Source organism: Pseudomonas frederiksbergensis (assembly GCF_035751725.1).
Classification (GTDB): Bacteria; Pseudomonadota; Gammaproteobacteria; order Pseudomonadales; family Pseudomonadaceae; genus Aquipseudomonas; species Aquipseudomonas frederiksbergensis_A.
In genome coordinates, this window is the sequence record NZ_CP142104.1 from 2,020,036 (window position 1) to 2,045,639 (window position 25,604).

Below are 25,604 nucleotides of genomic sequence, written 5' to 3' on the forward strand. Positions count from 1 at the left end.
GGTCTTCGATCCTCGCCGCACAATGAATTTGAGCTCAAGGGCATACGCGGGGCCGCGAACCAGAGCGTTCGGGCCGCCGGTACTGGAGAAAGAAAGCATGAGCAACTGGTTGGTAGACAAACTGATCCCTTCGATCATGCGTTCCGAGGTGAAGAAAAGCTCGGTGCCTGAAGGTCTGTGGCACAAATGTCCATCCTGCGAAGCGGTGCTGTACCGTCCTGAGCTGGAAAAGACCCTGGACGTTTGCCCCAAGTGCAACCACCACATGCGCATCGGTGCGCGTGCCCGTATCGATATTTTCCTCGACGCAGAAGGTCGCGTGGAGCTGGGTGCCGACCTGGAGCCAGTGGATCGCCTGAAATTCCGCGACGGCAAGAAGTACAAGGATCGCCTGACCGCGGCCCAGAAGCAGACCGGCGAGAAAGACGCCTTGGTGTCCATGAGCGGCACCCTGCTGGGCATGCCGGTGGTGGTTTCGGCCTTCGAATTTTCCTTCATGGGCGGTTCCATGGGCGCCATCGTCGGCGAGCGCTTCGTTCGCGCCGCCAACTACGCCCTGGAAAACCGTTGCCCGATGATCTGCTTCGCCGCCTCCGGTGGCGCGCGGATGCAGGAAGCCCTGATCTCGCTGATGCAAATGGCCAAGACCTCCGCGGTACTGGCGCGCCTGCGTGAAGAAGGCATTCCGTTCATCTCGGTGTTGACCGACCCGGTCTACGGCGGTGTTTCTGCCAGTCTGGCGATGCTGGGCGACGTGATCGTCGGCGAGCCGAAAGCCCTGATCGGCTTCGCCGGCCCGCGCGTGATCGAGCAGACCGTGCGTGAGAAACTCCCGGAAGGCTTCCAGCGCAGCGAATTCCTGCTGGAGCACGGCGCGATCGACATGATCATCCATCGCCAGGAGCTGCGTCCGCGCCTGGGCAACCTGCTGGCGCAACTGATGGGCTTGCCGACGCCGAAGTTCGTCGCCGCACCGATCGAGCCGATCGTCGTTCCGCCAGTGCCTGCCGGGCTATGACCCAACGCACCCTGGGCGACTGGCTTGCCTACCTCGAGCAGTTGCATCCAACGGCCATCGACATGGGGCTGGAGCGCTCGCAAACGGTAGCGTCCCGCATGGGACTGGCCAAGCCGGCGCCCCGGGTCATCACCGTCACCGGCACCAACGGCAAGGGTTCGACCTGCGCCTTCCTGGCCTCGCTGCTGCGGGCACAGGGGCTGAGTGTCGGCGTCTACAGTTCGCCGCACTTGCTGCGCTACAACGAGCGGGTGCAGCTGAACGGCGTCGAAGCCACTGACGCCCAGCTTTGCGAAGCCTTCGCGGCGGTGGAAGCCGGGCGGGGCGAGACTTCCCTGACCTATTTCGAGATGGGCACCCTCGCGGCATTCTGGCTGTTCGCCCGTGCCGGCCTGGACGCCGTGGTGCTCGAAGTTGGCCTGGGTGGGCGGCTGGATACGGTCAATCTCGTGGATGCGGACATCGCGCTGGTCACCAGTATCGGGGTTGATCACGCCGATTACCTGGGCAATACCCGAGAATCCGTGGCTTTCGAGAAGGCCGGCATCTTTCGCCAGGGCGCGCCGGCACTCTGCGGCGATCTCGATCCGCCGCAACCGTTGCTCGATAAAGTCCGCGAACTGGGGTGTCCGTTCTTTCTGCGCGGGCGGGATTTCGACCTGGCCATGACCGAGCAGCACTGGCAATGGCGTGGCAGCGATGTCCGGGGCAACCCCGTCGAGCTGCACGATCTGCCGCTGCTGGACCTGCCCATGGAAAACGCCGCACTGGCATTGCAGGCCTACTTGCTGATGGACTTGCCTTGGGAAGCCGGGCAAATCATCAAGGCGTTGCAGGCGACCCGCGTCGTCGGTCGTCTTGATCGCCGCTCGTTCGATTGGCAAGGCAAGCGCCTCAATCTGCTGTTGGATGTCGGCCACAACCCCCACGCCGCGCAGTATCTGGCGGAACGGCTGGCGCGTCGTCCGGTGGCAGGCAAGCGCCTGGCGGTGTTCGGCCTGCTGTCGGACAAAGACCTGGATGGCGTTGTCGATGCGTTGAATGCTAGTGTCCAGCACTGGGCCGTGGCGCCGTTGGATTCGCCGCGTTCGCGTCCTGCCAGTGAGTTGCAGGCAGCCTTGCAGCATCGTGGCGCTTCGGTGGATGCTTATGGCAGCGTGGCCGACGCGCTGGAAGGGCAGTGTGCCCTGGCGACGGCCGATGACGAAATCCTGTTGTTCGGCTCATTTTTTTGCGTCGCCGAGGCCCTTCAATGGCTGGCCCGGCGCTCCACGGAGGAAGCTGCAGATGGCATTGCTGGATAAGGCGTACAAGCAGCGCATGGTCGGGGCCCTGGTATTGGTGGCCCTGGCGGTGATCTTCCTGCCGATGCTGTTTTCCCGTCAGGACGAGCAGCGCCAGGTCACCGTTGATGCGCCCGCCGCGCCCCAGGCGCCCTCGGTGCCTCCTGTGCAGGTCGATCCGGTGCCGGTGCCCGAACCGCAGGCGCTGCCCCAGGAACCTGTGCCGAGCGACGCGGAATTGGCCGAGCAATCCGTCGATCCTGCCGCGCCGGTTGCTTCCACGCCGACCGCGCCTGCAGCCGCAGCGCCTGCTCCGGCAGCGCCTGGCAAACCCGCTGTAGCGCCAACGCCTGTCCCGCCCGCCCCTGCGATCAAGCCGGCGCCAACCCAGCCGATCACGGCGGCCCCCAAGCCGGATACCACGCAGAGCCGCGTGGATGCCAACGGCCTCTCCGTCAGTTGGTCGGTGCAGCTGGCCAGCCTGACCAGCCGTGACAGCGCTGAAAAACTGCAGAAAAACCTGCGTAGCCAGGGCTACAACGCCTACATCCGCTCCGCCGATGGCAAGAATCGGGTCTTTGTCGGTCCGTTGATCGAGCGTGCCGAGGCCGACCGCCTGCGCGACTTGCTCAATCGCCAGCAGAACCTCAAGGGTTTTGTGGTGCGCTTCCAGCCAGAGCGCGGTTGACCGCCATTCAGCTGATTTGAATCACGCAGCTTACCGATAGCCCTGCGCTCTGCTAAAATGCGCCGCCTTATCCGTCTGTAGGCTGCACCGTGCCATTTACCTGGGTTGACTGGGCGATCGTTGCAATCGTCGCCATCTCCGCTTTGATCAGTCTGAGCCGCGGCTTCGTCAAGGAAGCGCTCTCGCTGCTGACCTGGATCATCGCGGGAGTCGTAGCCTGGATGTTCGGTGGCTCGTTGTCCCAGTACCTCGCCGGATACATCGAAACCCCGTCGGCTCGCGTGATCGCGGGCTGTGCCATCTTGTTTATCGCCACCTTGCTGGTGGGCGCAATGATCAATTATCTGATCGGCGAACTGATTCGCGTCACCGGGCTTTCCGGGACGGACCGGTTCCTGGGCATGGCCTTCGGCGCGGCGCGTGGCGCGTTGCTGGTGGTCGTGGCCGTCGGGCTGTTGAGCCTGGGGCCGGTGCAGCAGGATACGTGGTGGCAGGAGTCCCGGCTCGTGCCACAATTTCTATTGGTCGCAGACTGGTCCAAGAACCTGATCCTGGGTTGGAGCAGTCAGTGGCTTGCCAGCGGTATCAGCGTACCCGCTGAAATACCGTTCAAGGAACAACTCTTGCCGATGGCCAAAACGCCGCAGTGAGTGTTGTTCAGTTCAGATCCATTAAGTAGGGGTTGCGTCGCATGTGTGGCATCGTCGGTATCGTCGGTAAGTCGAACGTCAATCAGGCGCTGTATGACGCGCTAACCGTGCTCCAGCACCGCGGCCAGGACGCTGCCGGTATCGTGACCAGCCATGACGGCCGGTTATTCCTGCGCAAGGACAACGGCCTGGTGCGTGACGTGTTCCACCAGCGTCACATGCAGCGCCTCGTCGGCCACATGGGCATCGGCCATGTGCGTTACCCGACAGCGGGCAGCTCGACGTCGGCCGAGGCCCAGCCGTTCTATGTCAACTCTCCGTACGGCATCACGTTGGCGCACAACGGCAACCTGACCAATGTCGAGCAACTGGCCAAGGAGATCTACGAATCTGACTTGCGCCACGTCAACACCAACTCCGACTCGGAAGTGATGCTCAACGTCTTCGCCCACGAGCTGGCCCAGCGCGGCAAGTTGCAGCCGACCGAAGAAGACGTGTTCGCTGCCGTGACCGACGTGCACAACCGTTGCGTGGGTGGCTACTCGGTGGTGGCGATGATCACCGGCTACGGCATCGTCGGCTTCCGCGACCCGCACGGTATTCGTCCGATCGTATTCGGCCAGCGCCACACCGACGAAGGCGTCGAATACATGATCGCCTCCGAGAGCGTGTCCCTGGACGTGCTCGGCTTCACCCTGATTCGCGACCTGGCCCCGGGCGAAGCGGTCTACATCACTGAAGACGGCATGCTGCACACCCGCCAGTGCGCGACCAACCCGTGCCTCACCCCGTGCATCTTCGAACACGTGTACCTGGCGCGTCCGGACTCGATCATCGACGGTATCTCGGTCTACAAGGCGCGCCTGCGCATGGGCGAGAAGCTGGCCGACAAGATCCTGCGCGAGCGTCCGGACCACGACATCGACGTGGTTATCCCGATCCCGGACACCAGCCGCACCGCGGCCCTGGAACTGGCGAACCACCTGGGCGTGAAGTTCCGTGAAGGCTTCGTGAAGAACCGCTACATCGGCCGTACCTTCATCATGCCGGGCCAGGCTGCACGGAAAAAATCCGTACGCCAGAAACTCAACGCCATCGAGCTGGAATTCCGCGGCAAGAACGTGATGCTGGTGGACGATTCCATCGTGCGCGGTACAACGTGCAAGCAGATCATCCAGATGGCTCGCGAAGCCGGTGCCAAGAATGTCTATTTCTGCTCGGCGGCCCCGGCCGTGCGCTACCCGAACGTCTACGGCATCGACATGCCGAGTGCCCATGAGCTGATCGCCCATAACCGCACGACCCAGGAAGTGGCCGACTTGATTGGCGCCGACTGGCTGATCTACCAGGACCTGCCGGACCTTCTCGAAGCGGTGGGCGGCGGCAAGGTCAAGATCGAGCACTTCGATTGCGCGGTGTTCGACGGCAAGTACGTCACCGGCGACATCGACGAGGCCTACCTGAACCGGATCGAGAACGCGCGTAACGACGCGTCCAAGGCCAAGACGCAGGCGGTCAGCGCGATCATCGATCTGTACAACAACTGAGTCACGAACCGGCCCCGAGGGGCCGGTTTGCGTTTAACCGATTACAGGAGTGGCAGCATGAGTCAGGATTGGGATGCCGGTCGGCTGGACAGCGACCTTGAAGGCGTAGCGTTCGATACCCTGGCGGTTCGCGCGGGCCAGCACCGTACGCCGGAAGCCGAGCATGGCGATCCGATGTTCTTCACCTCAAGCTATGTGTTCCGCACGGCCGCCGATGCGGCGGCGCGGTTTGCCGGCGAGGTGCCGGGCAACGTCTACTCGCGCTACACCAACCCAACCGTGCGCGCTTTCGAGGAACGCATCGCCGCCCTTGAAGGCGCCGAGCAAGCCGTGGCGACCGCCACCGGCATGGCTGCGATCATGGCGGTGGTGATGAGCCTGTGCAGCGCCGGCGACCATGTGCTGGTGTCGCGCAGCGTCTTCGGTTCGACCATCAGCCTGTTCGAAAAGTACTTCAAGCGTTTCGGCGTGGAAGTCGACTATGTGCCCTTGGCGGACCTGTCCGGTTGGGATGCCGCCATCAAGGCCAATACCAAGCTGCTCTTCGTCGAGTCGCCTTCCAATCCCCTGGCCGAACTGGTGGACATCGCCGCGTTGGCGGAAATCGCCCATGCCAAGGGTGCCATGCTGGTGGTCGACAACTGCTTCTGCACCCCGGCGCTGCAACTGCCGCTGAAGCTGGGTGCGGACGTGGTGGTGCATTCGGCCACCAAGTTCATCGACGGCCAGGGCCGTTGCATGGGCGGTGTTGTCGCCGGTCGTGGCGAGCAGATGAAAGAGGTTGTTGGCTTCTTGCGCACCGCCGGACCAACCCTCAGCCCGTTCAACGCCTGGATCTTCCTCAAGGGCCTGGAAACCCTAGGCCTGCGCATGAAGGCCCATTGCGCCAACGCCCAGGCCCTGGCCGAGTGGCTGGAGCAGCAGGACGGCATCGAGAAGGTGCATTACGCCGGCCTCAAGAGCCATCCGCAACACGAACTGGCCTTGCGCCAGCAGCGCGGTTTCGGTGCGGTGGTGAGCTTCGAGGTCAAGGGCGGCAAGGAGGGCGCCTGGCGCTTCATCGACGCGACCCGGTTGATTTCCATCACTGCCAACCTGGGTGACAGCAAGACCACCATTACCCACCCGAGCACCACGTCCCATGGTCGCCTGTCGCCCCAAGAGAGGGAGTCGGCAGGTATTCGTGACAGCCTGATCCGCGTGGCGGTCGGCCTGGAAGACGTAGCGGACCTGCAAGCCGACCTGGCCCGCGGGTTGGCGGCCTTGTGATCGAGTTGGCAACGCCGCCGAGCGGTACTCATGGCCGGGTTGCATTGGTTACGGGCGCCGCGCGGGGCATCGGCCTCGGTATTGCCGCCTGGTTGATCTGTGAAGGCTGGCAGGTCGTATTGACCGACCTGGATCGCGAACGCGGTTCCAAGGTGGCGAAGACCCTGGGTGACAATGCCTGGTTCATCGCCATGGACGTGTCGGATGAGGCGCAGGTTGCCACTGGCATTGCGGAAGTACTTGGGCAGTTCGGCAGGCTTGACGCGCTGGTGTGCAACGCGGCTATCGCCGACCCGCACAACATCACCCTGGAAAGCCTCGACCTGGCTCATTGGAACCGGGTCCTGGCGGTGAACCTGGGTGGGCCGATGCTGCTGGCCAAGCATTGCGCGCCGTACCTGCGCGCCCACAACGGTGCCATCGTGAACCTGGCCTCGACCCGTGCCGCGCAGTCCGAACCGGACACCGAGGCCTATGCGGCAAGCAAGGGCGGCCTGCTGGCCCTGACCCACGCCTTGGCGATCAGCCTCGGGCCGGAGATCCGGGTCAATGCCGTCAGCCCTGGCTGGATCGACGCGCGAGACCCATCGCAACGTCGTGCGCAGCCGCTCACCGATGCCGATCACGCCCAGCATCCGGCGGGCAGGGTAGGCACGGTAGAGGACGTGGCGGCCATGGTGGCGTGGCTGCTGTCGCGCAACGCCGGTTTCGTCACGGGGCAGGACTTCGTGGTGGACGGCGGCATGACCAAGAAAATGATTTACGAGTGAGCGCGGTAGCGAGGGTCGTTGAACTGTTCTGAAAAAAACTTCAACGCTGCTATTGACTTAGCATCGGTACCTGCGTAAATTTCGCGGCCTCAACGCAGCAAAGGGTGATTAGCTCAGCCGGGAGAGCGTCTGCCTTACAAGCAGAATGTCGGCGGTTCGATCCCGTCATCACCCACCATGTTTCTTGAGAGTCTTGTGAAAGCAAGATGGAAGCTGTCAAAAGCCTCCACCGACGCGCAGCGGTAGTTCAGTCGGTTAGAATACCGGCCTGTCACGCCGGGGGTCGCGGGTTCGAGTCCCGTCCGCTGCGCCATATTTTCCGAAGCAGGTTCGCCTGGTTCGAGATCAAGACCCAAGGGTTTTGATCAGACGAGTTAACTGGACGCAAGTCCACAGCGATACGCAGCGGTAGTTCAGTCGGTTAGAATACCGGCCTGTCACGCCGGGGGTCGCGGGTTCGAGTCCCGTCCGCTGCGCCATATCTGCTTCGAGGCCCACTGAACGCCTTGAAGCTAAGAAGAAAGCTGCAAAGCTCCTTCTAGTCGATAGCAAGGACCCTGGTCGAAAGACCGGGGTTTTTTGTTTCCGGAATTTGGGAGATTGGAACAAGCCCTGTGGCGAGGGAGCTTGCTCCCGCTGGGCTGCGAAGCAGCCCATGTGTTGGCGGCTTCAGACCCCCAATTTATCCCGCAACCCGTAATACCAAGCCCCCATCGCCGCAAACGGCGTACGCAACAACTGACCACCGGGGAAGGGGTAATGCGGCAGGTCCGCAAACGCATCAAAACGCTCCGCCTGCCCTCGCAGCGCCTCCGCCAGCACCTTGCCCGCCAAGTGCGTATACGTGACGCCATGACCGCTGCAGCCCTGGGAATAGTAAATGTTATCTCCCAACCGTCCGACCTGCGGAAGACGCGACAGCGTCAGCAGGAAATTTCCGGTCCAGGCGTAATCGATCTTCACATCCTTGAGCTGCGGAAACGCCTTGAGCATCTTCGGCCGGATGATCGCCTCGATGTTCGCCGGATCCCTCGCGCCATACACCACGCCGCCCCCGAAAATCAGGCGCTTGTCGCCTGTCAGCCGGTAATAGTCGAGCAAGTAGTTGCAGTCTTCGACGCAATAATCCTGAGGCAATAGCCTATGAGCCAACTCATCGCCCAACGGCTCGGTGGCGATCACCTGGGTACCGCAAGGCATCGACTTGGCGGCCAACTCCGGCACCAGATTGCCCAGGTAAGCATTGCCCGCCACAATAATGAACTTGGCCCTGACCTTGCCCTGCGGCGTATGCACAACCGGACTGGCACCGCGCTCGATGCGCACCGCCGGCGACTGCTCATAGATCACGCCGCCCAGTGATTCAACCGCCGCCGCTTCGCCCAGAGCCAGGTTAAGCGGATGAATATGCCCGCCGCTCATGTCCAGCATGCCGCCCACATACTCTTCGCAAGCCACCACCTCGCGGATACGCCGCTGATCCAGCAACTCCAGCTGCGTATGACCGAAACGCTCCCATAAACGCTTCTGCGACTCCAGGTGGCCCATCTGTTTAGCGGTGAGGGCGGCGAATACACCGCCGTCCTTCAGATCACACTGAATCTGATACTTTGCCACACGCTCACGAATGATCCGCCCACCCTCGAACGCCATGTTGCCCAGCAACTGCGCCTGCTGCGGGCCGACGCTGCGCTCGATCACATCGATGTCGCGGCTATAGCTGTTAACGATCTGGCCGCCGTTGCGACCCGAAGCCCCGAACCCAACCTTGGCTGCCTCAAGGACGGTGACCTTGAAACCGTGCTCCAGCAGAAACAGCGCAGAAGACAACCCCGTATAGCCCGCACCGATCACGCACACATCGGTTTCGACATCGTCCTGCAGGGCAGGGCGCGACGGCGCCGGGTTGGCCGAAGCGGCGTAATAGGACGCTGGGTAGGATGTGTTCGCCATTCTGGAACCTCTGTTTTATATTTTTTACGAATGCGACGATCCTACCCGAGATAAAAATCCGCCGCCAGCCACCGCCGAATCTTCGATGGATTACTGAAATTAAATATTTTGCATATTCATAGGGTTAGGTGAAAAAAAGGTGTTGACACCCCTTCGGAATTCCGTAGAATGCCGCCTCACAGCAGGCACGTAGCTCAGTTGGTTAGAGCACCACCTTGACATGGTGGGGGTCGTTGGTTCGAGTCCAATCGCGCCTACCAAACAAAATCCGCTCTGCTGGGCGGTCTAGAAGGGCTCACCGAAAGGTGGGCCCTTTTTGCGTCTGGGGTTTTTTAAAGCTGCGATGTAGGAGGTTTCTGAAAATCTCTATAAAGGCACCCATCTGGTCCCAGGCCCCTCGCCAGAAATTTTTTATCCCGCTACGCTCTGAATGTGTTCAGGAAAAGAGTTTGGTAAGCCGGTGGATTGAGCGTATCGCTGGCGTTACTACCAACTGCTCGGTGCTATGCATCGAGCCTTGATTTCGCTGTTATAGTATTTGAGCAATTCGGTAGGTTTGGTGACGTTATGACAGTAGCAGCTCAAAGCAAAGGCTCTTGGTCGGGGCCGACCATCGCCATGACTATGGTTGCGGCATGCTTGGTCATGACTGATCAAATGGCATTAGCGGAAGTAGCGCCAGCCAAGCAGTCTGCAGCAGCGAAGCGGACCCAGGCGAACGTGCAGGATCTTGTGAAAAGTGTTGTCGGCGAACTGCGCAAGCTCGAAGCCGACATGAGTAAATACACCAGGATATTGTGTGAGAAAGACGTTCCAGAAGGCCATTTGGAAGACCATCCTTTTGGCTTGATCGCAGACAACCTTAGGTTTGTAGAGAAGAAGCTTCGTGAAGTTGGTACTCCGGTCGGGCGCGAGAAAGAGTTCAATACGCTGCTTCGGGCCGTAGCGAAGGCGCGCTCGGTCGCGGCCATGAATGATTCCCTGATACGTCAACGCACCATCGTTCCGAATGTCGTCGAAAGCGATATCGACTTGGACGGCCTGAAAGCCCTGACGGCCCGCAACACGCAGCGTCTGATCAATCAAGTCGGATAGTGGCTATTCGCGTCGAAATCCATCCTGAGTTGCGGGCTGATATTGAGTTGGCACTCGCAGCCCATCCTTTCGCACTAGCCCAGATAATCAAGGATTTTACCGTTTGCATGGAGAGCAAAGGTCAGTCACTTCCCAGTTACATGGGGTGTGATCAGCCGTATCACGAGCCAGCAGCGGCTCGATCCGGGCAACTTCGTCATATTCATATCGCTTTACCACCCCAAACGTTCAGGGCCTCCGATCGGCAAGCCTACAGAAAGTGCGACATAAAGCGGCCGCAGTTGGATGCCGCTTTGGTCTACGTGCAGGGCGAGCTTTATGAAGACCGATACATGATCCTGGCATTCTTCGCGCCCTCTGCGCATGACAAGGCGAAAGTCAATGCTGTAATGACTAGACTTGGGGTACTGGCAAAAAAATTCCGAGACGAGAATTGACTTAAATTTTTTCCTGGCCGGATTTGGAGGACTCTGCGCGGTGGGACAGCTGTGGAAGGCAGGTATCGCATGGATCGATGGAGCGCTCGATACTCGCCGCGAGGCTGCTTAGGTTCTTGGTGATGGTAGTGGCAATTTGATAATGGCGGGTTCAAAATGCCGCCTCATCTTATCGCCATGGAGAGCGAAATGAACGAAGCAGTTGCAGTGGCGGCTCCGCAAAAGCGGCAAGTAGGGTTTCTTCTGGGGCTAGGAATTCTATTCTTCCCCTTGTTGTTCGGCTGGATGCTGCTGAGAAAAGGGCACTCTACCTTCGCGCGCATCGTTGGCTTCATCTGGATGGCCCTGTGCCTAGTGTCGTTGATTGGTATGGGCTCGATTTCAAAAACCAGCTACGACACCTACAAGGAAAGGGCGGCTCAATCCAATACATCAGGTTCGGCTCCTAAACAGCCAGCCCAGGCAGAACCGCTTAAAGCTTATACGTCGACGAAGGTCACCCAAGATTACGAAGACAACACCGTTGCTGCCGACATGCAGTACAAGGGTAAGCGCGTGAAGGTGACCGGGCGCATCACCGATATCAACACTGACTTCCTCGGGAAGCCGTATCTGGTGCTTGCTGGGACTAACCCGTATTTGGGCCCGCAGTTCAAATTTGAAAAATCGGATATGGACACTCTCGCATCGCTCAAGAAAGGTGCGCAAATTTCGGTAGCCTGCACGGGCAGGGGAGACGTAGCCAAAGTGCCGATGTTCGAAGATTGCGAAGTCTCACAATAACCGGTTGACACCCGCGGTCCCCGTCTATCGATTTCGTATTACTTTGCGGTTTTTCCGCGAGCAAAGCCCGACTCTGAAGTTGGGCTTTTTGCTTTCTATCTTTTACAGAGCCTCGGCATTTGCCGGGGCTTTTCCTTTTTCGGCTCCACTACACCCATCGCTCTGAGCTGGGAGTGCTGCTGGGGATGTTTCGTAAGCGTCCGGCAGACACACCTTGACCACACCATTCTCCCCCGTGCTCCTCAAAACCACGCTCATTTGCAAGGCTTTAGTAAGCGCTTGGTTAAGTCACCGTGGTTCGGAATTCGCGCTTAGAAAACTCAATAGATAGTGAAGTGGGACGCCTCAGACCTCGGCAGATGGTGCGGATAAGATAAAGATTCGGTCGTCTTGGATTACCAGACCCATTCTCCGCGCCTTAGCTTCGGTTATCAGCGCCCATTATCAGACTGAGGAGCTTTTTAGCAGGTCAACTCCGAGCGCGAGAACGTTCGTTCAGCTACTTCCCTTATGCTGATGAGGTTGCCAGATTTGCACGGGCCCACTCCTCAGCGGTCGTGACTTGAGTCGACTGCTGCGCGTTGAAAGTGCCTGCTTTAGGCCAGGCCACGCCTCTGCCCTGGGCGAACACAGCGCGGTACTTCTTGATGTGATGCGTTGGGTCTCTCTCCAATTCTTGGAGCAAGTACGGAACAGTCCACACGTTACGTTTGAACGGGCGGCCCAGTACACGTTCGAGGAGGCTCGCAACCTCTCCGTACGTCACTGTATCTCCCGAGAGGTACACAATCTGATCGCGGAAGCGAGGTTCGAAGAAAACAATTTCCGCTGTCAACGCACCAATGTCGTCTGGAGTCGTGAGCGTCACGCTGGTCTCAAGACTGCCTAGCGCGTTCACGGTATCGTTTTCGAAGTCAACCACCTCGAATACTGGCTCGAACAGAAAGCTAGTGAACATACCCGTCGAGATGATTACCCATTCAGTTTTATCCTGGGCGCGAAGCAATTCGCGTACATCAAGCTGAGCATCGAACAGATCTTGAGGACTGCCCCGACCGATTACCTCGAAGTCGACACCAAACTGCCATGGAAAGTAGCGCTTCACACCGGACTTGAGAGCTGCTTTAGCCAGCTTCATCGGGGTTTCCCGGCCTGCAACCATGCCTGCGCAGCCTATTACGGTATCGAACCGTGCGAACACTTCAGCCAGCTGATCGATTGAATTATTCACGAGATCTGCGGCCACCATCTGGATGCCGAGATCTCGAAGCTCATCGATTTCGACCTTTTTCTCGGGCACCTGAGTGTTGATGGTCGAATCCCTGAGCAGGACGCTGATTGTGGAGCCGGGCGCGCGCTTTGCTACTCGCGCAAGATTGCGCAGAACCGGCAGCCCAAGCTCACCGGCGCCTAGAACGAGAATGGATTGGGGGGAAAGCTGGGTCACTTCGGTCATGATTTCTCCTGAGACCTGTTGCCTGTAAGATGAACAAATGCTTGCACGATTAGGCAACGTTCGTAAGAAGGCACACCTGTGATACCAGAGAATGAAATGACCGATCAGGAGGCTCTCAGCCAGGCAGAAACAATTTGCCGAACGCTTAGAGAAGACGATGATGGCGTCAGACGAGAAGTGCTTGCTCACGCAGGTAGCCGCTGGTCGTTAGGTATTCTGCATGCCCTGGGGGTGTACGGCACGATGCGCCATGCCGAAATAAAAAGGCAGATGACTGGGGTGACTCAGCGGATGTTAACCAAGACGCTACGCTCCATGGAGCGGGATGGCCTAGTGGTTCGGCGGGAGTTCGGTGAGATTCCGCCACGTGTCGAGTATGAGCTGACGCCGCTGGGTATGGGACTGTTGATCCGCATGTCACCTATCTGGACTTGGGTTGTCGAGAACGTTGAGGATTTCCGCAAGGCGCGGCGTATTTTCGACAGTCAGGATGACAAAAAACCCACATGGCAAATACCTGCATCGACACCATTAGATTCAGACGCGTCGGACTGAATGTAGCTCATAGCGTGTTAGGAGCCCTGTGCCCATTGATGCGGTAGTAATTGGTCAATTGCACTGGCCCTCTGTGTCGGCAACCGCGTCAGTACATCCTTGAGATACGCGAACGGATCATGCCCATTCATGCGTGCCGATTGAATCAAGCTCATAATTGCCGCCGCTCGTTTACCGCTGCGCAGTGATCCGGCGAAGAGCCAATTCGAACGGCCAAGGGCCCAAGGCCGGATCGTATTTTCGACCCGGTTGTTGTCGATGGGCACAGCACCATCATTGAGGTAGCGCGTCAGAGAGAAAAAGGGGACAGATTTATTTCGCCGCGATGAAAGTCTTTTTTTGGCTGGTTTATAAAAACTGTCCTCTTTTCCGTCTCCTTTCCCCTGCGTCTCTTCGCTGCGGCTTATGACGACTCAAACGAGTGCCGCGAGGGGCTCCGACGCAAATTCCTACACAAATCTCGGAAGCCAGCGCATTGCAGCATTTCAATGCGCAACCTATTGTCTCTCTGTCGCCCAGATGGCGATTCGGGTTTGGCGACTCGATTGAATGAAGCGCAGAAGCTCCTGCTACACTGTGGAGCTTTTTTGCAGCTGCAAACTGCTTAATGGCAGCTGTGTGCGGGAGACTTCCGAGTCTGCCGGTTCGCTTTCATTCCCGGTTCGCCAACCCGAGCACAGCTGCCACCCATTCGTTTGGCGACGATTGAGTGGTAGTCCTTATCAATTGAATGAAGGTACTGCTCATGACCCGATACATGCCCATCACCGGCATCGACTGCATCCCCGCGACCTTGCTCATCGACACCGAAGCGCCTCTAGACGTCCTTTTCGAAACCGCCGATTACCGCATTCGCACGGTGACTCAGGTTCTGGAAAATATCGCGTTTCGCTCTGACATCAGCTCAGACACGGTGGTGCTGACTGATTTTTGCAAATTGCTGACCACGTCATTGCGCGATGGCTGTGATGTTATGGATGTGATTGGCCGACGATTGCGAGCGCAGGTGGCGGCATAACGAAAATGGGCGATTAATCAGTCGCCCATTTCATAAAAGTTGGAAAAGGTGCAATAGGCAAGGCTTGCGTCGCTCGCCGAACAGGACGGGGCAGGAGGCCGGCTGTGGTTTATGACACGGACCAAAACCGTGATTTTTCCCCGATCTGCGCTCAAACCTGCCGCGTTTTTCAATACCAATTTCTCGAAAAGGGTGCTCGGCAAGCATTTGCTCATAAGGACCGTCCATGGTTCGAAGGGGCCACAGGATGACGCATCTACCCGCTGGCTTGCAAAAATAGATACCCTCCATGAGGGACGCCCGCTAGCATGACGACGCTTCGTAGGAGACGGAGCGGTCCATTGCCATTAAAAAGGAGCGTCGTACTTTGAAAACCATTGACCGGATCTTGCTGGGACTGGGGCTGTTGATTCCTCTTTGGTTGTTCGCGGGTGTGGCGCTGACGTCGCTGGGCTATCCGGGTTATAGCCATCTCGACCAGGCGATGAGTATGTTGGGCGCGGTAGGGGCTCCCACGCATGGTTATTCGGCCTGGGTGAATAACTTTCCGCTGGGTGTGCTGTTCGTACTGTTCGCGATAGGTTTGATACGTAGCTTCGGGGGATCGCGCCTCGCCCTGTTCAGCGCCGTTTTAGTATTGCTCCATGGCCTGGCGAGCTTTGCTGCTGGCTATTTTTCGTGTGATCAGGGATGTGCGCCGGCGCAGCCTTCAATTTCCCAGCAGGTTCATAACCTGGCGGGTTTGATCATGTTCGTCACGCTGGCGCTGGCCATTGTGTTGTGGGCTTTCCTCGGCAAACGACTGTTGTCGTCACCTGGTTTCGGAAGGTTCTCTATGCTTTGCTTGATCCTGGCTGTCGTGACGGTAGCGATGATGTCCAAGGCATTCGCCGAAGGGCATGGATTCGGCCTGTACCAAAGGCTTAACTACGGCGTATGCGTCGTGTGGATTGCGGCCTTGGCCTGGATCGCTCTTCGTGTTGAAGTGACCCCGGCAAGCGTCCGTTAATGAGCGCCTTATAACCCATCTGCCCCGGCGGACATACTTGACCTCCATCTCACCGATTTTTGGATAGGGAAATCAATGAACAACTCCAAGCTTTCGATTGCGCTGTCCTGTGCCGTTGCCGTTTTGATGTTGAGCGGATGCGCTGCTTCCGTCAAAAGCGGCGGGACAGAAACGCTGGTCATCCAGGAGTCAGCCAAGCAAAACCTGGTGGTGAACTTCCAGGGAAACAGCAAGGTTCAACAGAACGAGGACTGGCCTCGCTTGAAACAGGAATGGCGCGATGCACTGCAAGTCGAAGCGACTCGTGCCGGCTATAGCCTTGCGGAAGGTCAGGCATCAAGTCTTGAAGGCAAAGACGGTGTCGGTATCAAGATCAATGTGACCAATTTCCGTTACCTCACTCCGGGTGCACGCTACGGCGCCGGTGTCATGGTGGGGAATGCGTGGGTCAATTCCAGCGCAGATTATTCGGACTTGAAATCAGGCCGGCTGATCGGCACCCGAACGTACGATACATCGTCGTCTGCGTGGGAAGGCGTCATGTCGGCGATGACCAAGGAGCAGGTTGAGGCTATTTCCCAGAAAATCATAAGCGATATCAAGGGCGCAAAAGCCAAGTAAGGCGAGGAACCCGGTTCGCTTTCAGTCTTTGTTCGGTTTTCTGGAAAAAAAGCGCCATGCCTTTTGGGGCGGCTTCGCCCAAAGCGTCGGACCGTCCCAGCGGGAGCAAGGCCCCTCGCCACGGGATTTTTTGTGTCGCGGCTCACGCAGCCAGAGGCCAACCGACGCGCGCTGCACTGCGCAGGCTGGCTTTAACAACCAAGCGGTGAAATGGGGCAATAACGAAGAGGTAGGCCCGGCCCAGACGGTTGTGGCAATGGACCACGGTTGAAAACACAAGTTGGCGAGTGTGTCCTGGCTCTGCTTCTTCGGAACACAGGATCGATATCCGGAAGTCGAGGTGCTTGTCGTCCTCCCCCAATACGATTTCGGTCTGGTTCGTGCTGTATACCTTGAAGATTTGAATCCGATCAGCAAGTGTTGCCAAATGCCTGGCTGTCTTGAGACCAAAGCAGGCAGCGATGGTGTCTCGGACTGTCATAAGCCATCCGATCCAGGATGGCTGCTGGGAAAGGATGAAACGAGCCAGCAAATCTGGATTGCTGGACGTGCCGGCAGGTAACGGGATCGCAAAAGCGTCCGCCAGGTTCATCGATTTGTAGAGGTGCGTGATGCCGGACCTTGAGGGGACTGGTACGGACGTGATGAGCTCAAATTCTCGGGGCATTGGGATCTCTCTCCTGAGTTCTAATAATCAATTAGACGACATGCCATGTCGTTTTTTTTGTTGCGCGGCGCCCATTTCTCCTTGGCGGATACTCAGCCCGATCAGGGCATTGTAGAGCGCTTGCTGGCCTGCTGGCAGAACAGGGTGTAGCGTCGCGCGGCGCTTGTCTACGTTGAACCAGGATTCGACCAACCACCCCACCAGATAAAGCGCCGAGAGGCATCCACCTGCGGTTGCCACGTTCCCTTGGCATACCAGTGGTTGGTCCAAGGATTCGAGTCCCAGGGCTTGCAAGCCCGATCGTGCATCCGGGTGTGTAGTTGCCCGGCCGCAGAGCAGCCCAAGCCGTTCTAGAATGAAAGCTCCAGCGCAGATCGAGCCGATTCGCTGGCGTCTGGGGTCAAGTTCGAACGATGGCAGGAAATCCGGTGCGGCAAGTGCGGTGGGTATCCCTTCCTTACCGCTGACGAACAATACCGCGTCGGCACTGTTGGCCTCGCAAAGCGGACCGTGCACTGAAACAGCCAGGCCATGGGCCGAAACCACGATAGAGCTGGAAGCCAATATTCGGACGTGCCAGTCTTCGGTGTTGCGGCCCAAGATGTCCCACATCAGGAATAGGTCGATATCCGTGAATTGGTCGAAAGCAACTAGAGCGATTTTCTTCAAGGCGAACTCCATCAAAACTGCTGGCGTGTGAAACGCAACGGCAATCTTTGCCGGTGTTCGCAAGGTATCAATCGGTTGGGCGCCATACACAGCCTGTATGGTGCAGAACAGGGAGGGAAATAACGGATGGAAAAACTAACTCGTAACCATTGGATCGCGGCTGGTTTTGAGGCCCTCGACCAAGTGGGGCACATTGGCGTTTCAGCCGAGAGTCTATCGCGCCGATTGAATGTGACCCGCGGATCGTTCTATCACCATTTCCGTAATCGCGAAGACTTTGTCCGCACGTTGCTGACCGCTTGGGAAGAAGACTATACGGGGCGCATGCTCGCTTATGCGGCGGAGGGGCGCAGTGCGGGCGATACCTTGAAACGCTACTTGAGCATTGCCGCTGAAAAACAACCTGATCGGGAAATTTCCATCCGCGCCTGGTCGCTGCACGATCCGTTGGTTGCCGAGTTTCAGCAGCGCGTCGACACAACACGACTCGACTTTGCGATACGGACGGGCCGCCGCTTGCTCCCTATGCCAGGCGAAGCCGAAGTGATTGGTCATATGGCCCACTTGTGCCTGATTGGCGGACAACAGGCAGGGCTGCGGCGTGATGCTGCTCGCTTCAACAGTTTCGTGCATCGAGCCTTTTCCCTTTTCGAAGGGGGCTTCCACTCGTCGCGGACATAGCACTTCCTGTGTAAGCAAGCCCTCTCAAATGTATGCGCAGAACTGCGCTTCAGACAGGAGAGGCATTATGGTGATTGATAATAATGGTCCTGAGGCGCCATACCCAGGGCCAGATGAGAACGTGCCTGATACGGGCAAAGGACATGGTTCCGGTCTTGAACAGGCTGAGTCTGAGCCAAAGCAGGGCACTGGCGAGAGGCCCGAAGATTGGAATCCGCCGCCTGGAAACCCCGGGTCCGACCAGGACGCCCAGACGAATCGTGGCAACGGCGGTGCGAAGTAGGCTACGGCGGACGCTGATTATTCACAGGAGAGTCGGCCATCTGGGCTTGAGTGTGGCGCTCTGCGATGCTTAGGTGCACCGTCGGGTGCCTCGTGGTATGCCTGTAACGTGAAAGCGCCGACCCACCTTGAAGAAAGCATCAGTGAACATGCCAAAGAAACAACCAGACGACAAAACGACAGCCAGTGCTGCCGAAATCGAGCGATCGATCCTGGCGCTCAACAAGATGGCTGAGCGCCTGTGGGGAGATGGTCGGGAAGCTGAGGCACAAGCGCTTTTAAAGGCGCTGGATGCGTTAAACCGCGCCCTTGACCGCATAAGGATAGGGGAAAGCCGCAGAGTGCTTCATTGAAGACCCGGTTTGGTGCCGGGCTTGTTTGTGGTCAAGCGTGTGCTGCTCGTTCAAACACTTCGTCCGCCCACTGGTTCAGGCTTTTGCCAGCGGCTTGGGCTGCAATGGTAGCCGCGGCGTGCACTTCCGGGCGGATGCGCAGCATTACCTTCCCCGAAGCGGGCTTCTCTGGGCTGATACCTTGCTCGGCACAGTCCGCCAAATAATCCTCAATCGCGGCAGCAAATTCCGCTCGTAGCTCCGCTACTGAGTCGGCATGGAAGCTGATGATGTCACGGACGCCCAGGACCCGGCCGACAAAGATGTCGTCGCGCTCATCAAACTCAACTCGGGCTGTGTAACCCTTATAGGTCATGCTGTTCATAGCTCTACTCCTGCCCGCTGGAAAAATTCACGAGCCTCTTCTACCTGATATTTCTTGGCTTCCTTTCCGGGGTGCGGCCGATGACAGCGCCACAGGGCCTCTCGTAGCACGAGCTTGACCCGCGATCCTTGGCGTTCCAACACTTGACCGCCCAAATGGACGACTAACGCCTCAATGTCAGCAAACACTACCGTCGCGCTGGTTGGCGTGTGGAAGATCGCTTCCCAAATTTTCCGGTGCCTGTTGTTCATTTTGATCATGCTATCAAAAAAAGATAGCAGGTTCCTGCCAGTACTGTTCTCACCGAGGTTTGACGCAGGGACGGAATTTTCATTTCGGCATTTTTCCGAGGAAATAGCTCCGTCTCCATCCTCCAATCCTAATGTGGCTCTCCGTGAAGAATCACCTTGTCCTGCAACAAACTTCTTTGATGGTGCTATCCAACTCAACCAACATTCCGCCCCAACACCCACTCACTAAAAGCCCGCACCTCCACCTGCCGCTCCCGCCCCGGCACGCACACCACGGTATAACGCGCCCCCGCCAAGCGAATCTCGGGGCGGTAACCAACCAACTGCCCACGCACAACCGCCTCGGCAACCAGCACATTGCTCGCGAGCACCAACCCGTGCCCGGCTACAGCGGCCTGCAGCGCATGCTGTTCCTCGTCATAACGCCGGTAACGCGCGTTCTGCAGCCAGCCCAGGGTGTCGGCCTTGGCGCACCATGCAGCCCAATCGACCGCGACATTTGCGCTGCTCAGCCATGGTACGTCGATGAGTTCGACGGGCGAGCCCGCTGTGGGCGGTTGCCAACCGGGTTGGCAGTAAGCGCCAAAGTACTCATCCAGCAGAGGTTGCTCGAACAGTTGAGGATCCGGCTTGAAGAGGGCACGGATCGCCAGGTCGACGCTGGCGTCACGTTGCAAGTCGACCACGTCGTTGCTGCTGTGCAGCCTGACGTCAATCTCGGGATGCAACCGATGAAAGTCTCCGAGCCTGGGAATCAGCCACAGGCTGGCGAACGCTGGCGTTGTACTCACCACCAGCGACTGAGCGGTACACGACGGTGCCAGCATATGCAGGCCGTGTTGTATTTCGAGTAGGGCGCGGTACAGGTATGGCTGGAGGCGTTCGCCGTCAGCGCTCAGGCGCACGTTTTGACTGGAGCGCTCGAACAATCGCACACCGAGGAACGCTTCAAGGCTTTTGACCTGATGGGAGATCGCCGCCGGGCTGATGTTCAGTTCCTGGGCTGCCGCCTTGAAGCTGCCCAGCCGCGCGGCGGATTCGAAGCCGCGCAGGGCGGTGAGGGGCAGTTTGGCGAACATGGGCGGGAGGTTACTCAAGGTGAGCGTGCCTCAATTTATCTCAATTGAGCGCGAGCGCTCAACTTGCCACGCTGTGATTCCTTCCCCCAGTTTCTGGAGTCCATCGATGCAAGGCGCAGCTCGCAAAATTCTTCAGGCCATGCTTTATGAGGCCGGTGGTGTGCTGTTTGTCGCGCCGTCCCTTGCGCTCATCTATGAGCAGGGCATGGGCTATTCAACCTTGCTGTCCCTGGTGATTTCTACCGTTGCGCTGGCCTGGAACATGCTTTTCAACGGCCTGTTCGAATGGTGGGAGCGTCGTCAAGCCAATGTTCATCGCAACTGGCAGCGCCGACTGCTTCATTCCCTGGGGTTCGAGGGCGGATTGACCCTGGTACTGACTCCGGTGATTGGAGCCTGGTTGGGTATCAGCCTGGGATTAGCGCTGGTAACGAACCTGGGGCTGTTTGTGTTTTTCTTTTTCTATTCGCTCGGTTTTCAGTGGGTATTCGATCGAGTGTTCGATGTTCCGCTTTCGGCGCAGGCGCGTTCGGATTGAACTGCCAGCGCCCTGGTGTGCCCAACCCCATACCACCTAGCGAGAGGGCACACCAATGGCCGACGAAAAGAAAAAAGAGCAACCCAAGGACAACACGCCCGCCCATTCCACCGAGCAGGAGCGTGAGCGTTTGAAGGATTTCAACAAGGATGGCATTCCGCCGGGGTCTTCCTGATCGAGAAGGAACACGGCGGATTTCTACTTACTCGACCATGCAAATCCAATGATGATCCTGCCGATACGGCGCGCGGATAAATGCCACCTCAGATACCAATACCATGCCGCGTTCTTGAAGGGCTTCGGTCAGTTGTACGAGTGTATCTGCTTCGATAGTCATTGCTGTTACCTCGTCAGACGACTGCGTTCATAATTGTTGACCGAACGCTTTGACGGGTAATTCATTTTTTCTAATAGGCTTATTGGACGACGCCAACACGTTCTGCAAAAAAAGCCCTACAGCGAGGTAGGGCTTCGTTTTACTTCTTCAGTTTCTTGCGTACATCTTCCGCTCCTGCGCCAACGGCTTGGACCGCCGCCTTGAGCTCGTCTTCGGTCACGCCGAACTCTTTCGTCCAGTATCTCAGTTCCCACTCTTCGGAAGTGTTGATGCGGCTCCGGTCTCGCGGTCCGCGGTTGCTCAAGTCGTCAGCCATTTTCGAGCTCCTTGGAAGAAAGCCTGGGTACCCAGGCGACTTCCAATAGACCATCAGGCTTGAAGGTTTGCGTCATTTTTATGCATTGACAATCAAGCGGGCCCTCAGAGACGCATGCCCTTGAGTGGATTCCAGCCTTGTTCGCCTTTGATTTCTTTCAAGTAGTAGGCGTAGTTGGTCATGAGCGCATACATCATCGACATGGCGATATTCAGACCCATGCTCAAAGGCCGCGGGAATTCCATGCCGATGATCGCAAAGATCACGCTCAATACGATGTTGATCGCCAGGAAAATACCGAGCAGGGCGAGGTTTTTCTTCCAGAGCCCCAGGACAAACAGATAAATAGGGCCGAAGAAAAACGCGATCACGTTGGCGTTGATCAGGATTTTTTTCTTGAAGTCCGGCAGCGTCTTGACGGCTTCCTTGTAGCGCGGGTCGTTTGGTGCGCCATACGTTTCAAAGAAGTCGAAGCGTTCTTGCCACTTGGGGCTGTATTTGCCAGTGCTTTGCATGTCTTCAGCGGTGGTCATTTTTTTCGTTCCTTGTTTTCCATGAAAGAGTTCGTTCTCTCGAAAATGCCGCGCGGCTTTTTTTCGCCGAGCAGATTTTGCAGTCCGCTTTATAAGCGTTCGCGCGCCGAAATACCGCACTGCCTGTTTAGCGGACTATGTGATCTGTGATGGGTATCACGGTAGGTCCTGCGCAGGCAGGCATGGCGCTTGGGAAAGGACGGAAAAATTCAGGGCAGGCAAACGTGAATCGCCCGTTCTATAACGGGCGACAGGTTGATCAAATACCAGGGCAAGCCATCAAAGCACCGCCTCGGCAAAAACATGCTCCGGCGCCCTCGTCAGAAAGTGCAGCGACATCTCCTTCGCAGGCTGCGTCGATGGTATTTCAAAACTGCCCACTATCTGGCTTTGAATTGCACTTAGCCGCATCGACTCTTCTTCCTTTAACTTTGCCATTCTCGCGTGGTTCGCTGCAATTTCGTTGAGAGTTGACACGGTACATCTCCGGTGGCTGACCAAGCGTTGAGAATTTTGCTGCCGCGCCAGGAAGACGTCGTCCTGCGCTGCTACCACGGTCCGCTGCAAAGCTTGAGCCAGACACACCCGCTTGATGCGCGCGAAGTTTCAAAGGCGACCAGTGGCCCGTCGAGGCCGGCAACGTTTTCAACCATGCCTCAGAAATAAGTCACGAATAATACAAAGCCAGGTCAGCCAGCCTGTCGGGCAGGGCGGCGGTGTGTGGGCAATCGCGCAAGGTCGGCTTGGCAAATGACGCAAGCGTGATATGGAACTAATATCACCGTTAGTCTCTATATCTTTACAGGGGATATCCCCTTTTTGAGAGAACTGCCATGTTCAAATCGCGCTCGTTGATTGCTGCAGTCACCTGTTTCGCCTTGGCCGCAGGCCCTGGGATCGTTGTCGCGGACCCGGGGAACGGCAAGGGAAACGCTCAATTCGATCAAGGCCAGGGGCAAGGCGGCAAGGGTGGACAGGGCAACAAGGGCGGCCAGGGAAATGCTGGCAATAAAGGTAACCAGGGCGGCCAAGGAAACTCCGGGAACAAGGGCAACCAGGGCGGTGGCGGCAGCGACTGGCATAACGGCCCGAACATCGACCGTGGCGGCATCCTTGGGGTGATCGGCGGCTACCGCGATTATTGGAGTCCCGGCCCCGCATTGCCTCCCGGTATCCAGAAGAACCTGGCCCGAGGCAAGCCGTTCACCCGGCATCGCCAAGAAGCTCGACGGGCGCCTGCTAGGGCGTTTGCCGCACTATGACGGTTATGAATGGCAGCAGGTCGGCACGGACTTGATTCTGGTGGCGATTGCCAGCGGCATCATTTATGAAGTGCTCAACGGTGCGTTCGATTAACCCGTTGTTTCAATGAAATGGCAGCCCGCTTCCACAGGTCTCGTGTCAGCTTTCAAGTTGCCGCAGGCGCTTGTACAGCGTATTGCGGCTGACTCCGAGGCGCCGCGCCAAATGGGAAATATTCCCGCCCACGGCCTGTAGCTGGCGGTTCAAATCCTCGGCATCGTTCAAGTCCACCGTCAGCGGCTCCGGTGTTACCACCGGATCCATTTCCAAGTCTACGAAAAAGTCATCAGGAAGATGCTCGGGGCGGATCGGTTGTTCCTCGGCCATTGCCAGGGCGACTTGCAGGACGCTGCTGACCTGCCGCAGATTGCCCGGCCATGGATGCCGCTCGAACAACTCCAGGACTTCACGGCTCAGGCCGGCCCATTGGGTCGGTTCACGGTGGTGTTCCCACAGGCGCTTGAACAGCGCCTGCTTGTCGCTGCGTTCGCGCAGGGGCGGCAACTCCAGGGTCAGGCCGCCGATGCGGTAGTACAAATCCTCACGAAAACGCCCCAGTTGCACCTGTTCACGCAGCGAGCGGTTGGTGGCAGAGATGATGCGGATGTCCACCGGGAACAGCTCGGCGCTGCCCACCGGTTGCACGCAGCGTTCCTGCAGCACACGCAGCAGCCGGGCCTGGGTCGGCAGCGGCATGTCGCCAATCTCGTCGAGGAACAACGTGCCACGATCCGCCTTGCGGATCAGGCCGATGCTGCCCTTTTGATTGGCGCCGGTGAAGGCGCCTTTTTCATAGCCGAACAGTTCCGACTCCACCAACTCGGCGGGAATTGCCGCGCAGTTGACCGCAATGAACGGCTGCTTGCAGCGCGAGCTGGCCTGGTGCAAGGCCTTGACGAACACTTCCTTGCCAACACCGGTTTCGCCGTGGATCAGCAGCGGAATGTCTTTCTCCAGCAAACGCTCGGCCTGGCGCACGGCTTTTTCCACGCGGCTGTCGCCAAAGTGCAGGGCGTTGAGGCTGATGCCGGGATTGGCCGGCGCTGGCGTCGGCGACGGCGCCGGTTCGGCGAAGATGCGCGGCTTGATCGACACCTGTTTCGGCCGTTTGAGCAAGCACTGGAAGCGATTGCGTCCGGACGCTTGCAAGGCGAACGGCAGGCCGTCGGGCTGGTTCAGCAGCTCCATCAGCGAGACCTTGAACAGGCTTTCGATGCTCACTCGCGACAGGCTCAGGCCCAGCAGGTTGTCGGCACGGCGGTTGGCGGACAGGACTTGACCGGTCTCGTCGAAAATCAGCAGCCCGGCCCATTGGCTGTCGAGGTTGTTCAGGCCGGTATTGAAGGTCAGTTGGAAGTGTTCACCGCGAAACAGGTTGAGGATCAGCCGGTTCTCCACGGTCTGGCTCATCATCTTGACCATGCCCAGGGTGTGGGACGGCGGCAGGTAGCTGTCGCTGGAGACGTCCAGCACAGCGATGACCTTGCGCTCGGCATCGAAGATCGGCGCCGCCGAACCGGTCATGAAGCGGTTGGCCTTGAGGAAGTGTTCATCGTGTTCAATATGCACCGCCTGCTCGCAAGCCAGCGCGGTGCCGATGGCGTTGGTGCCGGTGCAGCGCTCCATCCAGCTCGCCCCGGCGCTGAAGCCGTGGGCCAGTTTCGGCTCGATGAAGCGCTGGGTGCCCCAGGACGTCAGGACCTGGCCTTGATTGTCGGCCAACATGATCAGGCAATTGGAATTGCTGAGGATATTCTCGTAGTAGGGCAGGACTTCCTGGTGAGTGGTCTGCACCAGCGAATGCTGGCTCTCCAGCAATTGGGCGATGCCCTCGGCCGGCAGTTGATCGAACGCGGGCACGCTCTGGTGGTTCAGGCCAAAGGCACGGCAACGGGACCAGGAAGCCTGGATGATGGCCTCGTGGGACAAGGCAGGAGCAGGTGCGGCCATGGGGCACTCTCGCAGGAGCTGTTTTTATTGTTGTGGCAAGTCTCGCACAGACTCCTTGTGCTGGGGCAGGCCTGCATGGCCAGGCTAGCGTAAAACGTTCATTCAGTGTTGTTCAAAATTGTTCATTGTC

At 58.2% G+C, this 25,604-nt stretch carries 29 protein-coding genes, 4 tRNA genes and 2 pseudogenes; 22 read left to right on the forward strand and 13 right to left on the reverse strand.

What is annotated here, in order from left to right:
* Positions 1-97 precede the first annotated feature (97 nt).
* From accD to VQ575_RS09025, 10 genes are all read left to right on the forward strand, one after another.
* The gene (accD, locus tag VQ575_RS08980; RefSeq protein ID WP_030142025.1) at positions 98-1,018 is read left to right on the forward strand and encodes an acetyl-CoA carboxylase, carboxyltransferase subunit beta; all 921 of its coding nucleotides are present in this window, start codon (positions 98-100) and stop codon (positions 1,016-1,018) included.
* Complete coding sequence (gene folC, locus VQ575_RS08985) at positions 1,015-2,322, forward strand: bifunctional tetrahydrofolate synthase/dihydrofolate synthase (protein ID WP_039593933.1); 1,308 nt, start codon at positions 1,015-1,017, stop codon at positions 2,320-2,322. The genes accD and folC overlap by 4 nt, the downstream gene beginning before the upstream one ends.
* A complete protein-coding gene (locus VQ575_RS08990; RefSeq protein ID WP_039593932.1) occupies positions 2,306-2,989 on the forward strand; it encodes an SPOR domain-containing protein in 684 nt (227 codons plus the stop codon). Before folC ends, VQ575_RS08990 begins: the two co-directional genes overlap by 17 nt.
* Positions 2,990-3,078: 89 nt before the next feature.
* Positions 3,079-3,639 carry a CvpA family protein gene (locus VQ575_RS08995; RefSeq protein WP_039593931.1) on the forward strand — a complete coding sequence of 187 codons (561 nt, stop codon included), beginning with the start codon at positions 3,079-3,081 and terminating at the stop codon, positions 3,637-3,639.
* 41 nt (positions 3,640-3,680) lie between these two features.
* Positions 3,681-5,186, forward strand: a complete 1,506-nt coding sequence (purF, locus tag VQ575_RS09000) for an amidophosphoribosyltransferase (RefSeq protein ID WP_039593930.1) — start codon at positions 3,681-3,683, stop codon at positions 5,184-5,186.
* 57 nt (positions 5,187-5,243) lie between these two features.
* Entirely contained in the window at positions 5,244-6,455 is a 1,212-nt protein-coding gene (locus tag VQ575_RS09005; protein WP_198726655.1) for an O-succinylhomoserine sulfhydrylase, read from the forward strand.
* On the forward strand, positions 6,452-7,225 hold the full coding sequence (locus VQ575_RS09010) for an SDR family oxidoreductase (RefSeq protein WP_039593928.1): 774 nt from the start codon (positions 6,452-6,454) through the stop codon (positions 7,223-7,225). The genes VQ575_RS09005 and VQ575_RS09010 overlap by 4 nt, the downstream gene beginning before the upstream one ends.
* A gap of 102 nt (positions 7,226-7,327) precedes the next feature.
* Positions 7,328-7,403: transfer RNA gene (locus VQ575_RS09015), tRNA-Val, on the forward strand.
* A gap of 58 nt (positions 7,404-7,461) precedes the next feature.
* Positions 7,462-7,538 (forward strand) — tRNA-Asp (locus tag VQ575_RS09020).
* An 89-nt stretch (positions 7,539-7,627) separates the two neighbouring features.
* Positions 7,628-7,704: transfer RNA gene (locus VQ575_RS09025), tRNA-Asp, on the forward strand.
* A gap of 190 nt (positions 7,705-7,894) precedes the next feature.
* Here the strand turns inward: VQ575_RS09025 and VQ575_RS09030 are convergent.
* A complete protein-coding gene (locus VQ575_RS09030; RefSeq protein ID WP_325919484.1) occupies positions 7,895-9,178 on the reverse strand; it encodes an NAD(P)/FAD-dependent oxidoreductase in 1,284 nt (427 codons plus the stop codon).
* 183 nt (positions 9,179-9,361) lie between these two features.
* On the opposite strand from VQ575_RS09030, the gene VQ575_RS09035 reads away from it, so the two are divergent.
* The 4 genes from VQ575_RS09035 to VQ575_RS09050 all read left to right on the forward strand — a co-directional run bounded on the left by VQ575_RS09035 (position 9,362) and on the right by VQ575_RS09050 (position 11,493).
* Positions 9,362-9,438, forward strand: a tRNA-Val gene (locus VQ575_RS09035).
* A 307-nt stretch (positions 9,439-9,745) separates the two neighbouring features.
* Entirely contained in the window at positions 9,746-10,273 is a 528-nt protein-coding gene (locus VQ575_RS09040) for a hypothetical protein (RefSeq protein WP_325919485.1), read from the forward strand.
* Positions 10,273-10,710 carry a type II toxin-antitoxin system YafO family toxin gene (locus tag VQ575_RS09045; RefSeq protein ID WP_052680771.1) on the forward strand — a complete coding sequence of 146 codons (438 nt, stop codon included), beginning with the start codon at positions 10,273-10,275 and terminating at the stop codon, positions 10,708-10,710. Before VQ575_RS09040 ends, VQ575_RS09045 begins: the two co-directional genes overlap by 1 nt.
* A 189-nt stretch (positions 10,711-10,899) precedes the next feature.
* Complete coding sequence (locus VQ575_RS09050; RefSeq protein WP_052680772.1) at positions 10,900-11,493, forward strand: OB-fold protein; 594 nt, start codon at positions 10,900-10,902, stop codon at positions 11,491-11,493.
* Between the two features lie 508 nt (positions 11,494-12,001).
* Here the strand turns inward: VQ575_RS09050 and VQ575_RS09055 are convergent.
* A complete protein-coding gene (locus VQ575_RS09055; RefSeq protein ID WP_039592756.1) occupies positions 12,002-12,949 on the reverse strand; it encodes an aromatic alcohol reductase in 948 nt (315 codons plus the stop codon).
* A gap of 96 nt (positions 12,950-13,045) precedes the next feature.
* Here VQ575_RS09055 and VQ575_RS09060 point away from each other — a divergent pair, with 96 nt between their 5' ends.
* On the forward strand, positions 13,046-13,504 hold the full coding sequence (locus tag VQ575_RS09060; protein ID WP_039592757.1) for a winged helix-turn-helix transcriptional regulator: 459 nt from the start codon (positions 13,046-13,048) through the stop codon (positions 13,502-13,504).
* 17 nt (positions 13,505-13,521) lie between these two features.
* Here VQ575_RS09060 and VQ575_RS09065 read toward each other — a convergent pair.
* Positions 13,522-13,800, reverse strand: a pseudogene (locus tag VQ575_RS09065) (transposase domain-containing protein); the annotation flags it as partial.
* 449 nt (positions 13,801-14,249) lie between these two features.
* Here VQ575_RS09065 and VQ575_RS09070 point away from each other — a divergent pair.
* The 3 genes from VQ575_RS09070 (at position 14,250) to VQ575_RS09080 (ending at position 16,152) form a co-directional block, all read left to right on the forward strand.
* On the forward strand, positions 14,250-14,522 hold the full coding sequence (locus VQ575_RS09070) for a hypothetical protein (protein WP_039592893.1): 273 nt from the start codon (positions 14,250-14,252) through the stop codon (positions 14,520-14,522).
* Between the two features lie 367 nt (positions 14,523-14,889).
* Positions 14,890-15,531, forward strand: coding sequence for a DUF998 domain-containing protein (locus tag VQ575_RS09075; RefSeq protein WP_039592758.1), 642 nt, complete (start codon positions 14,890-14,892; stop codon positions 15,529-15,531).
* A gap of 75 nt (positions 15,532-15,606) precedes the next feature.
* A complete protein-coding gene (locus VQ575_RS09080; RefSeq protein ID WP_045155571.1) occupies positions 15,607-16,152 on the forward strand; it encodes a DUF4410 domain-containing protein in 546 nt (181 codons plus the stop codon).
* Positions 16,153-16,294: 142 nt separating this feature from the next.
* Here VQ575_RS09080 and VQ575_RS09085 read toward each other — a convergent pair whose 3' ends face one another.
* Together VQ575_RS09085 and VQ575_RS09090 are read right to left on the reverse strand one after the other, a co-directional pair.
* The gene (locus VQ575_RS09085) at positions 16,295-16,819 is read right to left on the reverse strand and encodes a DUF2867 domain-containing protein (protein ID WP_325919488.1); all 525 of its coding nucleotides are present in this window, start codon (positions 16,817-16,819) and stop codon (positions 16,295-16,297) included.
* 27 nt (positions 16,820-16,846) lie between these two features.
* Entirely contained in the window at positions 16,847-17,488 is a 642-nt protein-coding gene (locus VQ575_RS09090; protein WP_325919489.1) for a DJ-1/PfpI family protein, read from the reverse strand.
* A gap of 126 nt (positions 17,489-17,614) precedes the next feature.
* On the opposite strand from VQ575_RS09090, the gene VQ575_RS09095 reads away from it, so the two are divergent.
* Entirely contained in the window at positions 17,615-18,169 is a 555-nt protein-coding gene (locus VQ575_RS09095) for a TetR/AcrR family transcriptional regulator (RefSeq protein ID WP_325919490.1), read from the forward strand.
* Positions 18,170-18,600: 431 nt separating this feature from the next.
* Positions 18,601-18,804, forward strand: a complete 204-nt coding sequence (locus VQ575_RS09100) for a hypothetical protein (protein ID WP_030138076.1) — start codon at positions 18,601-18,603, stop codon at positions 18,802-18,804.
* A gap of 31 nt (positions 18,805-18,835) precedes the next feature.
* Here the strand turns inward: VQ575_RS09100 and VQ575_RS09105 are convergent, their stop codons facing one another.
* The 3 genes from VQ575_RS09105 to VQ575_RS09115 are packed head-to-tail and all read right to left on the reverse strand — an operon-like array spanning position 18,836 to position 20,498.
* The gene (locus VQ575_RS09105; protein ID WP_030138077.1) at positions 18,836-19,168 is read right to left on the reverse strand and encodes a type II toxin-antitoxin system HicB family antitoxin; all 333 of its coding nucleotides are present in this window, start codon (positions 19,166-19,168) and stop codon (positions 18,836-18,838) included.
* Positions 19,165-19,617, reverse strand: coding sequence for a type II toxin-antitoxin system HicA family toxin (locus VQ575_RS09110; RefSeq protein WP_325919491.1), 453 nt, complete (start codon positions 19,615-19,617; stop codon positions 19,165-19,167). Before VQ575_RS09110 ends, VQ575_RS09105 begins: the two co-directional genes overlap by 4 nt.
* Positions 19,614-20,498: a LysR substrate-binding domain-containing protein gene (locus VQ575_RS09115; RefSeq protein ID WP_325919872.1), complete on the reverse strand. Its 885-nt coding sequence runs from the start codon at positions 20,496-20,498 to the stop codon at positions 19,614-19,616. Before VQ575_RS09115 ends, VQ575_RS09110 begins: the two co-directional genes overlap by 4 nt.
* 106 nt (positions 20,499-20,604) lie before the next feature.
* Between VQ575_RS09115 and VQ575_RS09120 the strand changes: the two genes are divergently transcribed.
* Positions 20,605-21,036 carry a PACE efflux transporter gene (locus VQ575_RS09120; protein ID WP_039592764.1) on the forward strand — a complete coding sequence of 144 codons (432 nt, stop codon included), beginning with the start codon at positions 20,605-20,607 and terminating at the stop codon, positions 21,034-21,036.
* A 202-nt stretch (positions 21,037-21,238) separates the two neighbouring features.
* Here the strand turns inward: VQ575_RS09120 and VQ575_RS09125 are convergent, their stop codons facing one another.
* The 4 genes from VQ575_RS09125 to VQ575_RS09140 all read right to left on the reverse strand — a co-directional run bounded on the left by VQ575_RS09125 (position 21,239) and on the right by VQ575_RS09140 (position 22,699).
* On the reverse strand, positions 21,239-21,373 hold the full coding sequence (locus VQ575_RS09125) for a hypothetical protein (RefSeq protein WP_268794786.1): 135 nt from the start codon (positions 21,371-21,373) through the stop codon (positions 21,239-21,241).
* Between the two features lie 139 nt (positions 21,374-21,512).
* The gene (locus VQ575_RS09130) at positions 21,513-21,689 is read right to left on the reverse strand and encodes a DUF3606 domain-containing protein (RefSeq protein WP_080942501.1); all 177 of its coding nucleotides are present in this window, start codon (positions 21,687-21,689) and stop codon (positions 21,513-21,515) included.
* A gap of 104 nt (positions 21,690-21,793) precedes the next feature.
* Positions 21,794-22,222, reverse strand: a complete 429-nt coding sequence (locus VQ575_RS09135; RefSeq protein ID WP_039592765.1) for a DUF2628 domain-containing protein — start codon at positions 22,220-22,222, stop codon at positions 21,794-21,796.
* 279 nt (positions 22,223-22,501) lie between these two features.
* Complete coding sequence (locus tag VQ575_RS09140; protein WP_039592766.1) at positions 22,502-22,699, reverse strand: hypothetical protein; 198 nt, start codon at positions 22,697-22,699, stop codon at positions 22,502-22,504.
* Between the two features lie 356 nt (positions 22,700-23,055).
* Between VQ575_RS09140 and VQ575_RS09145 the strand changes: the two are divergent.
* Positions 23,056-23,578: pseudogene (locus tag VQ575_RS09145) on the forward strand (anti-virulence regulator CigR family protein).
* A 45-nt stretch (positions 23,579-23,623) separates the two neighbouring features.
* On the opposite strand, the gene VQ575_RS09150 reads toward VQ575_RS09145, so the two are convergent.
* Complete coding sequence (locus VQ575_RS09150) at positions 23,624-25,474, reverse strand: sigma-54-dependent Fis family transcriptional regulator (RefSeq protein WP_325919492.1); 1,851 nt, start codon at positions 25,472-25,474, stop codon at positions 23,624-23,626.
* Between the last annotated feature and the right edge of the window lie 130 nt (positions 25,475-25,604).

Coding starts and splice junctions, on each gene's coding strand:
- accD (WP_030142025.1), top strand. CDS start 98: ATGAGCAACTGGTTGGTAGACAAACTGATCCCTTCGATCATGCGTTCC.
- folC (WP_039593933.1), top strand. CDS start 1,015: ATGACCCAACGCACCCTGGGCGACTGGCTTGCCTACCTCGAGCAGTTG.
- VQ575_RS08990 (WP_039593932.1), top strand. CDS start 2,306: ATGGCATTGCTGGATAAGGCGTACAAGCAGCGCATGGTCGGGGCCCTG.
- purF (WP_039593930.1), top strand. CDS start 3,681: ATGTGTGGCATCGTCGGTATCGTCGGTAAGTCGAACGTCAATCAGGCG.
- VQ575_RS09005 (WP_198726655.1), top strand. CDS start 5,244: ATGAGTCAGGATTGGGATGCCGGTCGGCTGGACAGCGACCTTGAAGGC.
- VQ575_RS09030 (WP_325919484.1), bottom strand. CDS start 9,178: ATGGCGAACACATCCTACCCAGCGTCCTATTACGCCGCTTCGGCCAAC.
- VQ575_RS09040 (WP_325919485.1), top strand. CDS start 9,746: ATGACAGTAGCAGCTCAAAGCAAAGGCTCTTGGTCGGGGCCGACCATC.
- VQ575_RS09050 (WP_052680772.1), top strand. CDS start 10,900: ATGAACGAAGCAGTTGCAGTGGCGGCTCCGCAAAAGCGGCAAGTAGGG.
- VQ575_RS09055 (WP_039592756.1), bottom strand. CDS start 12,949: ATGACCGAAGTGACCCAGCTTTCCCCCCAATCCATTCTCGTTCTAGGC.
- VQ575_RS09060 (WP_039592757.1), top strand. CDS start 13,046: ATGACCGATCAGGAGGCTCTCAGCCAGGCAGAAACAATTTGCCGAACG.
- VQ575_RS09070 (WP_039592893.1), top strand. CDS start 14,250: ATGACCCGATACATGCCCATCACCGGCATCGACTGCATCCCCGCGACC.
- VQ575_RS09080 (WP_045155571.1), top strand. CDS start 15,607: ATGAACAACTCCAAGCTTTCGATTGCGCTGTCCTGTGCCGTTGCCGTT.
- VQ575_RS09085 (WP_325919488.1), bottom strand. CDS start 16,819: ATGCCCCGAGAATTTGAGCTCATCACGTCCGTACCAGTCCCCTCAAGG.
- VQ575_RS09095 (WP_325919490.1), top strand. CDS start 17,615: ATGGAAAAACTAACTCGTAACCATTGGATCGCGGCTGGTTTTGAGGCC.
- VQ575_RS09100 (WP_030138076.1), top strand. CDS start 18,601: ATGCCAAAGAAACAACCAGACGACAAAACGACAGCCAGTGCTGCCGAA.
- VQ575_RS09105 (WP_030138077.1), bottom strand. CDS start 19,168: ATGAACAGCATGACCTATAAGGGTTACACAGCCCGAGTTGAGTTTGAT.
- VQ575_RS09115 (WP_325919872.1), bottom strand. CDS start 20,498: ATGTTCGCCAAACTGCCCCTCACCGCCCTGCGCGGCTTCGAATCCGCC.
- VQ575_RS09120 (WP_039592764.1), top strand. CDS start 20,605: ATGCAAGGCGCAGCTCGCAAAATTCTTCAGGCCATGCTTTATGAGGCC.
- VQ575_RS09125 (WP_268794786.1), bottom strand. CDS start 21,373: ATGACTATCGAAGCAGATACACTCGTACAACTGACCGAAGCCCTTCAA.
- VQ575_RS09130 (WP_080942501.1), bottom strand. CDS start 21,689: ATGGCTGACGACTTGAGCAACCGCGGACCGCGAGACCGGAGCCGCATC.
- VQ575_RS09135 (WP_039592765.1), bottom strand. CDS start 22,222: ATGACCACCGCTGAAGACATGCAAAGCACTGGCAAATACAGCCCCAAG.
- VQ575_RS09150 (WP_325919492.1), bottom strand. CDS start 25,474: ATGGCCGCACCTGCTCCTGCCTTGTCCCACGAGGCCATCATCCAGGCT.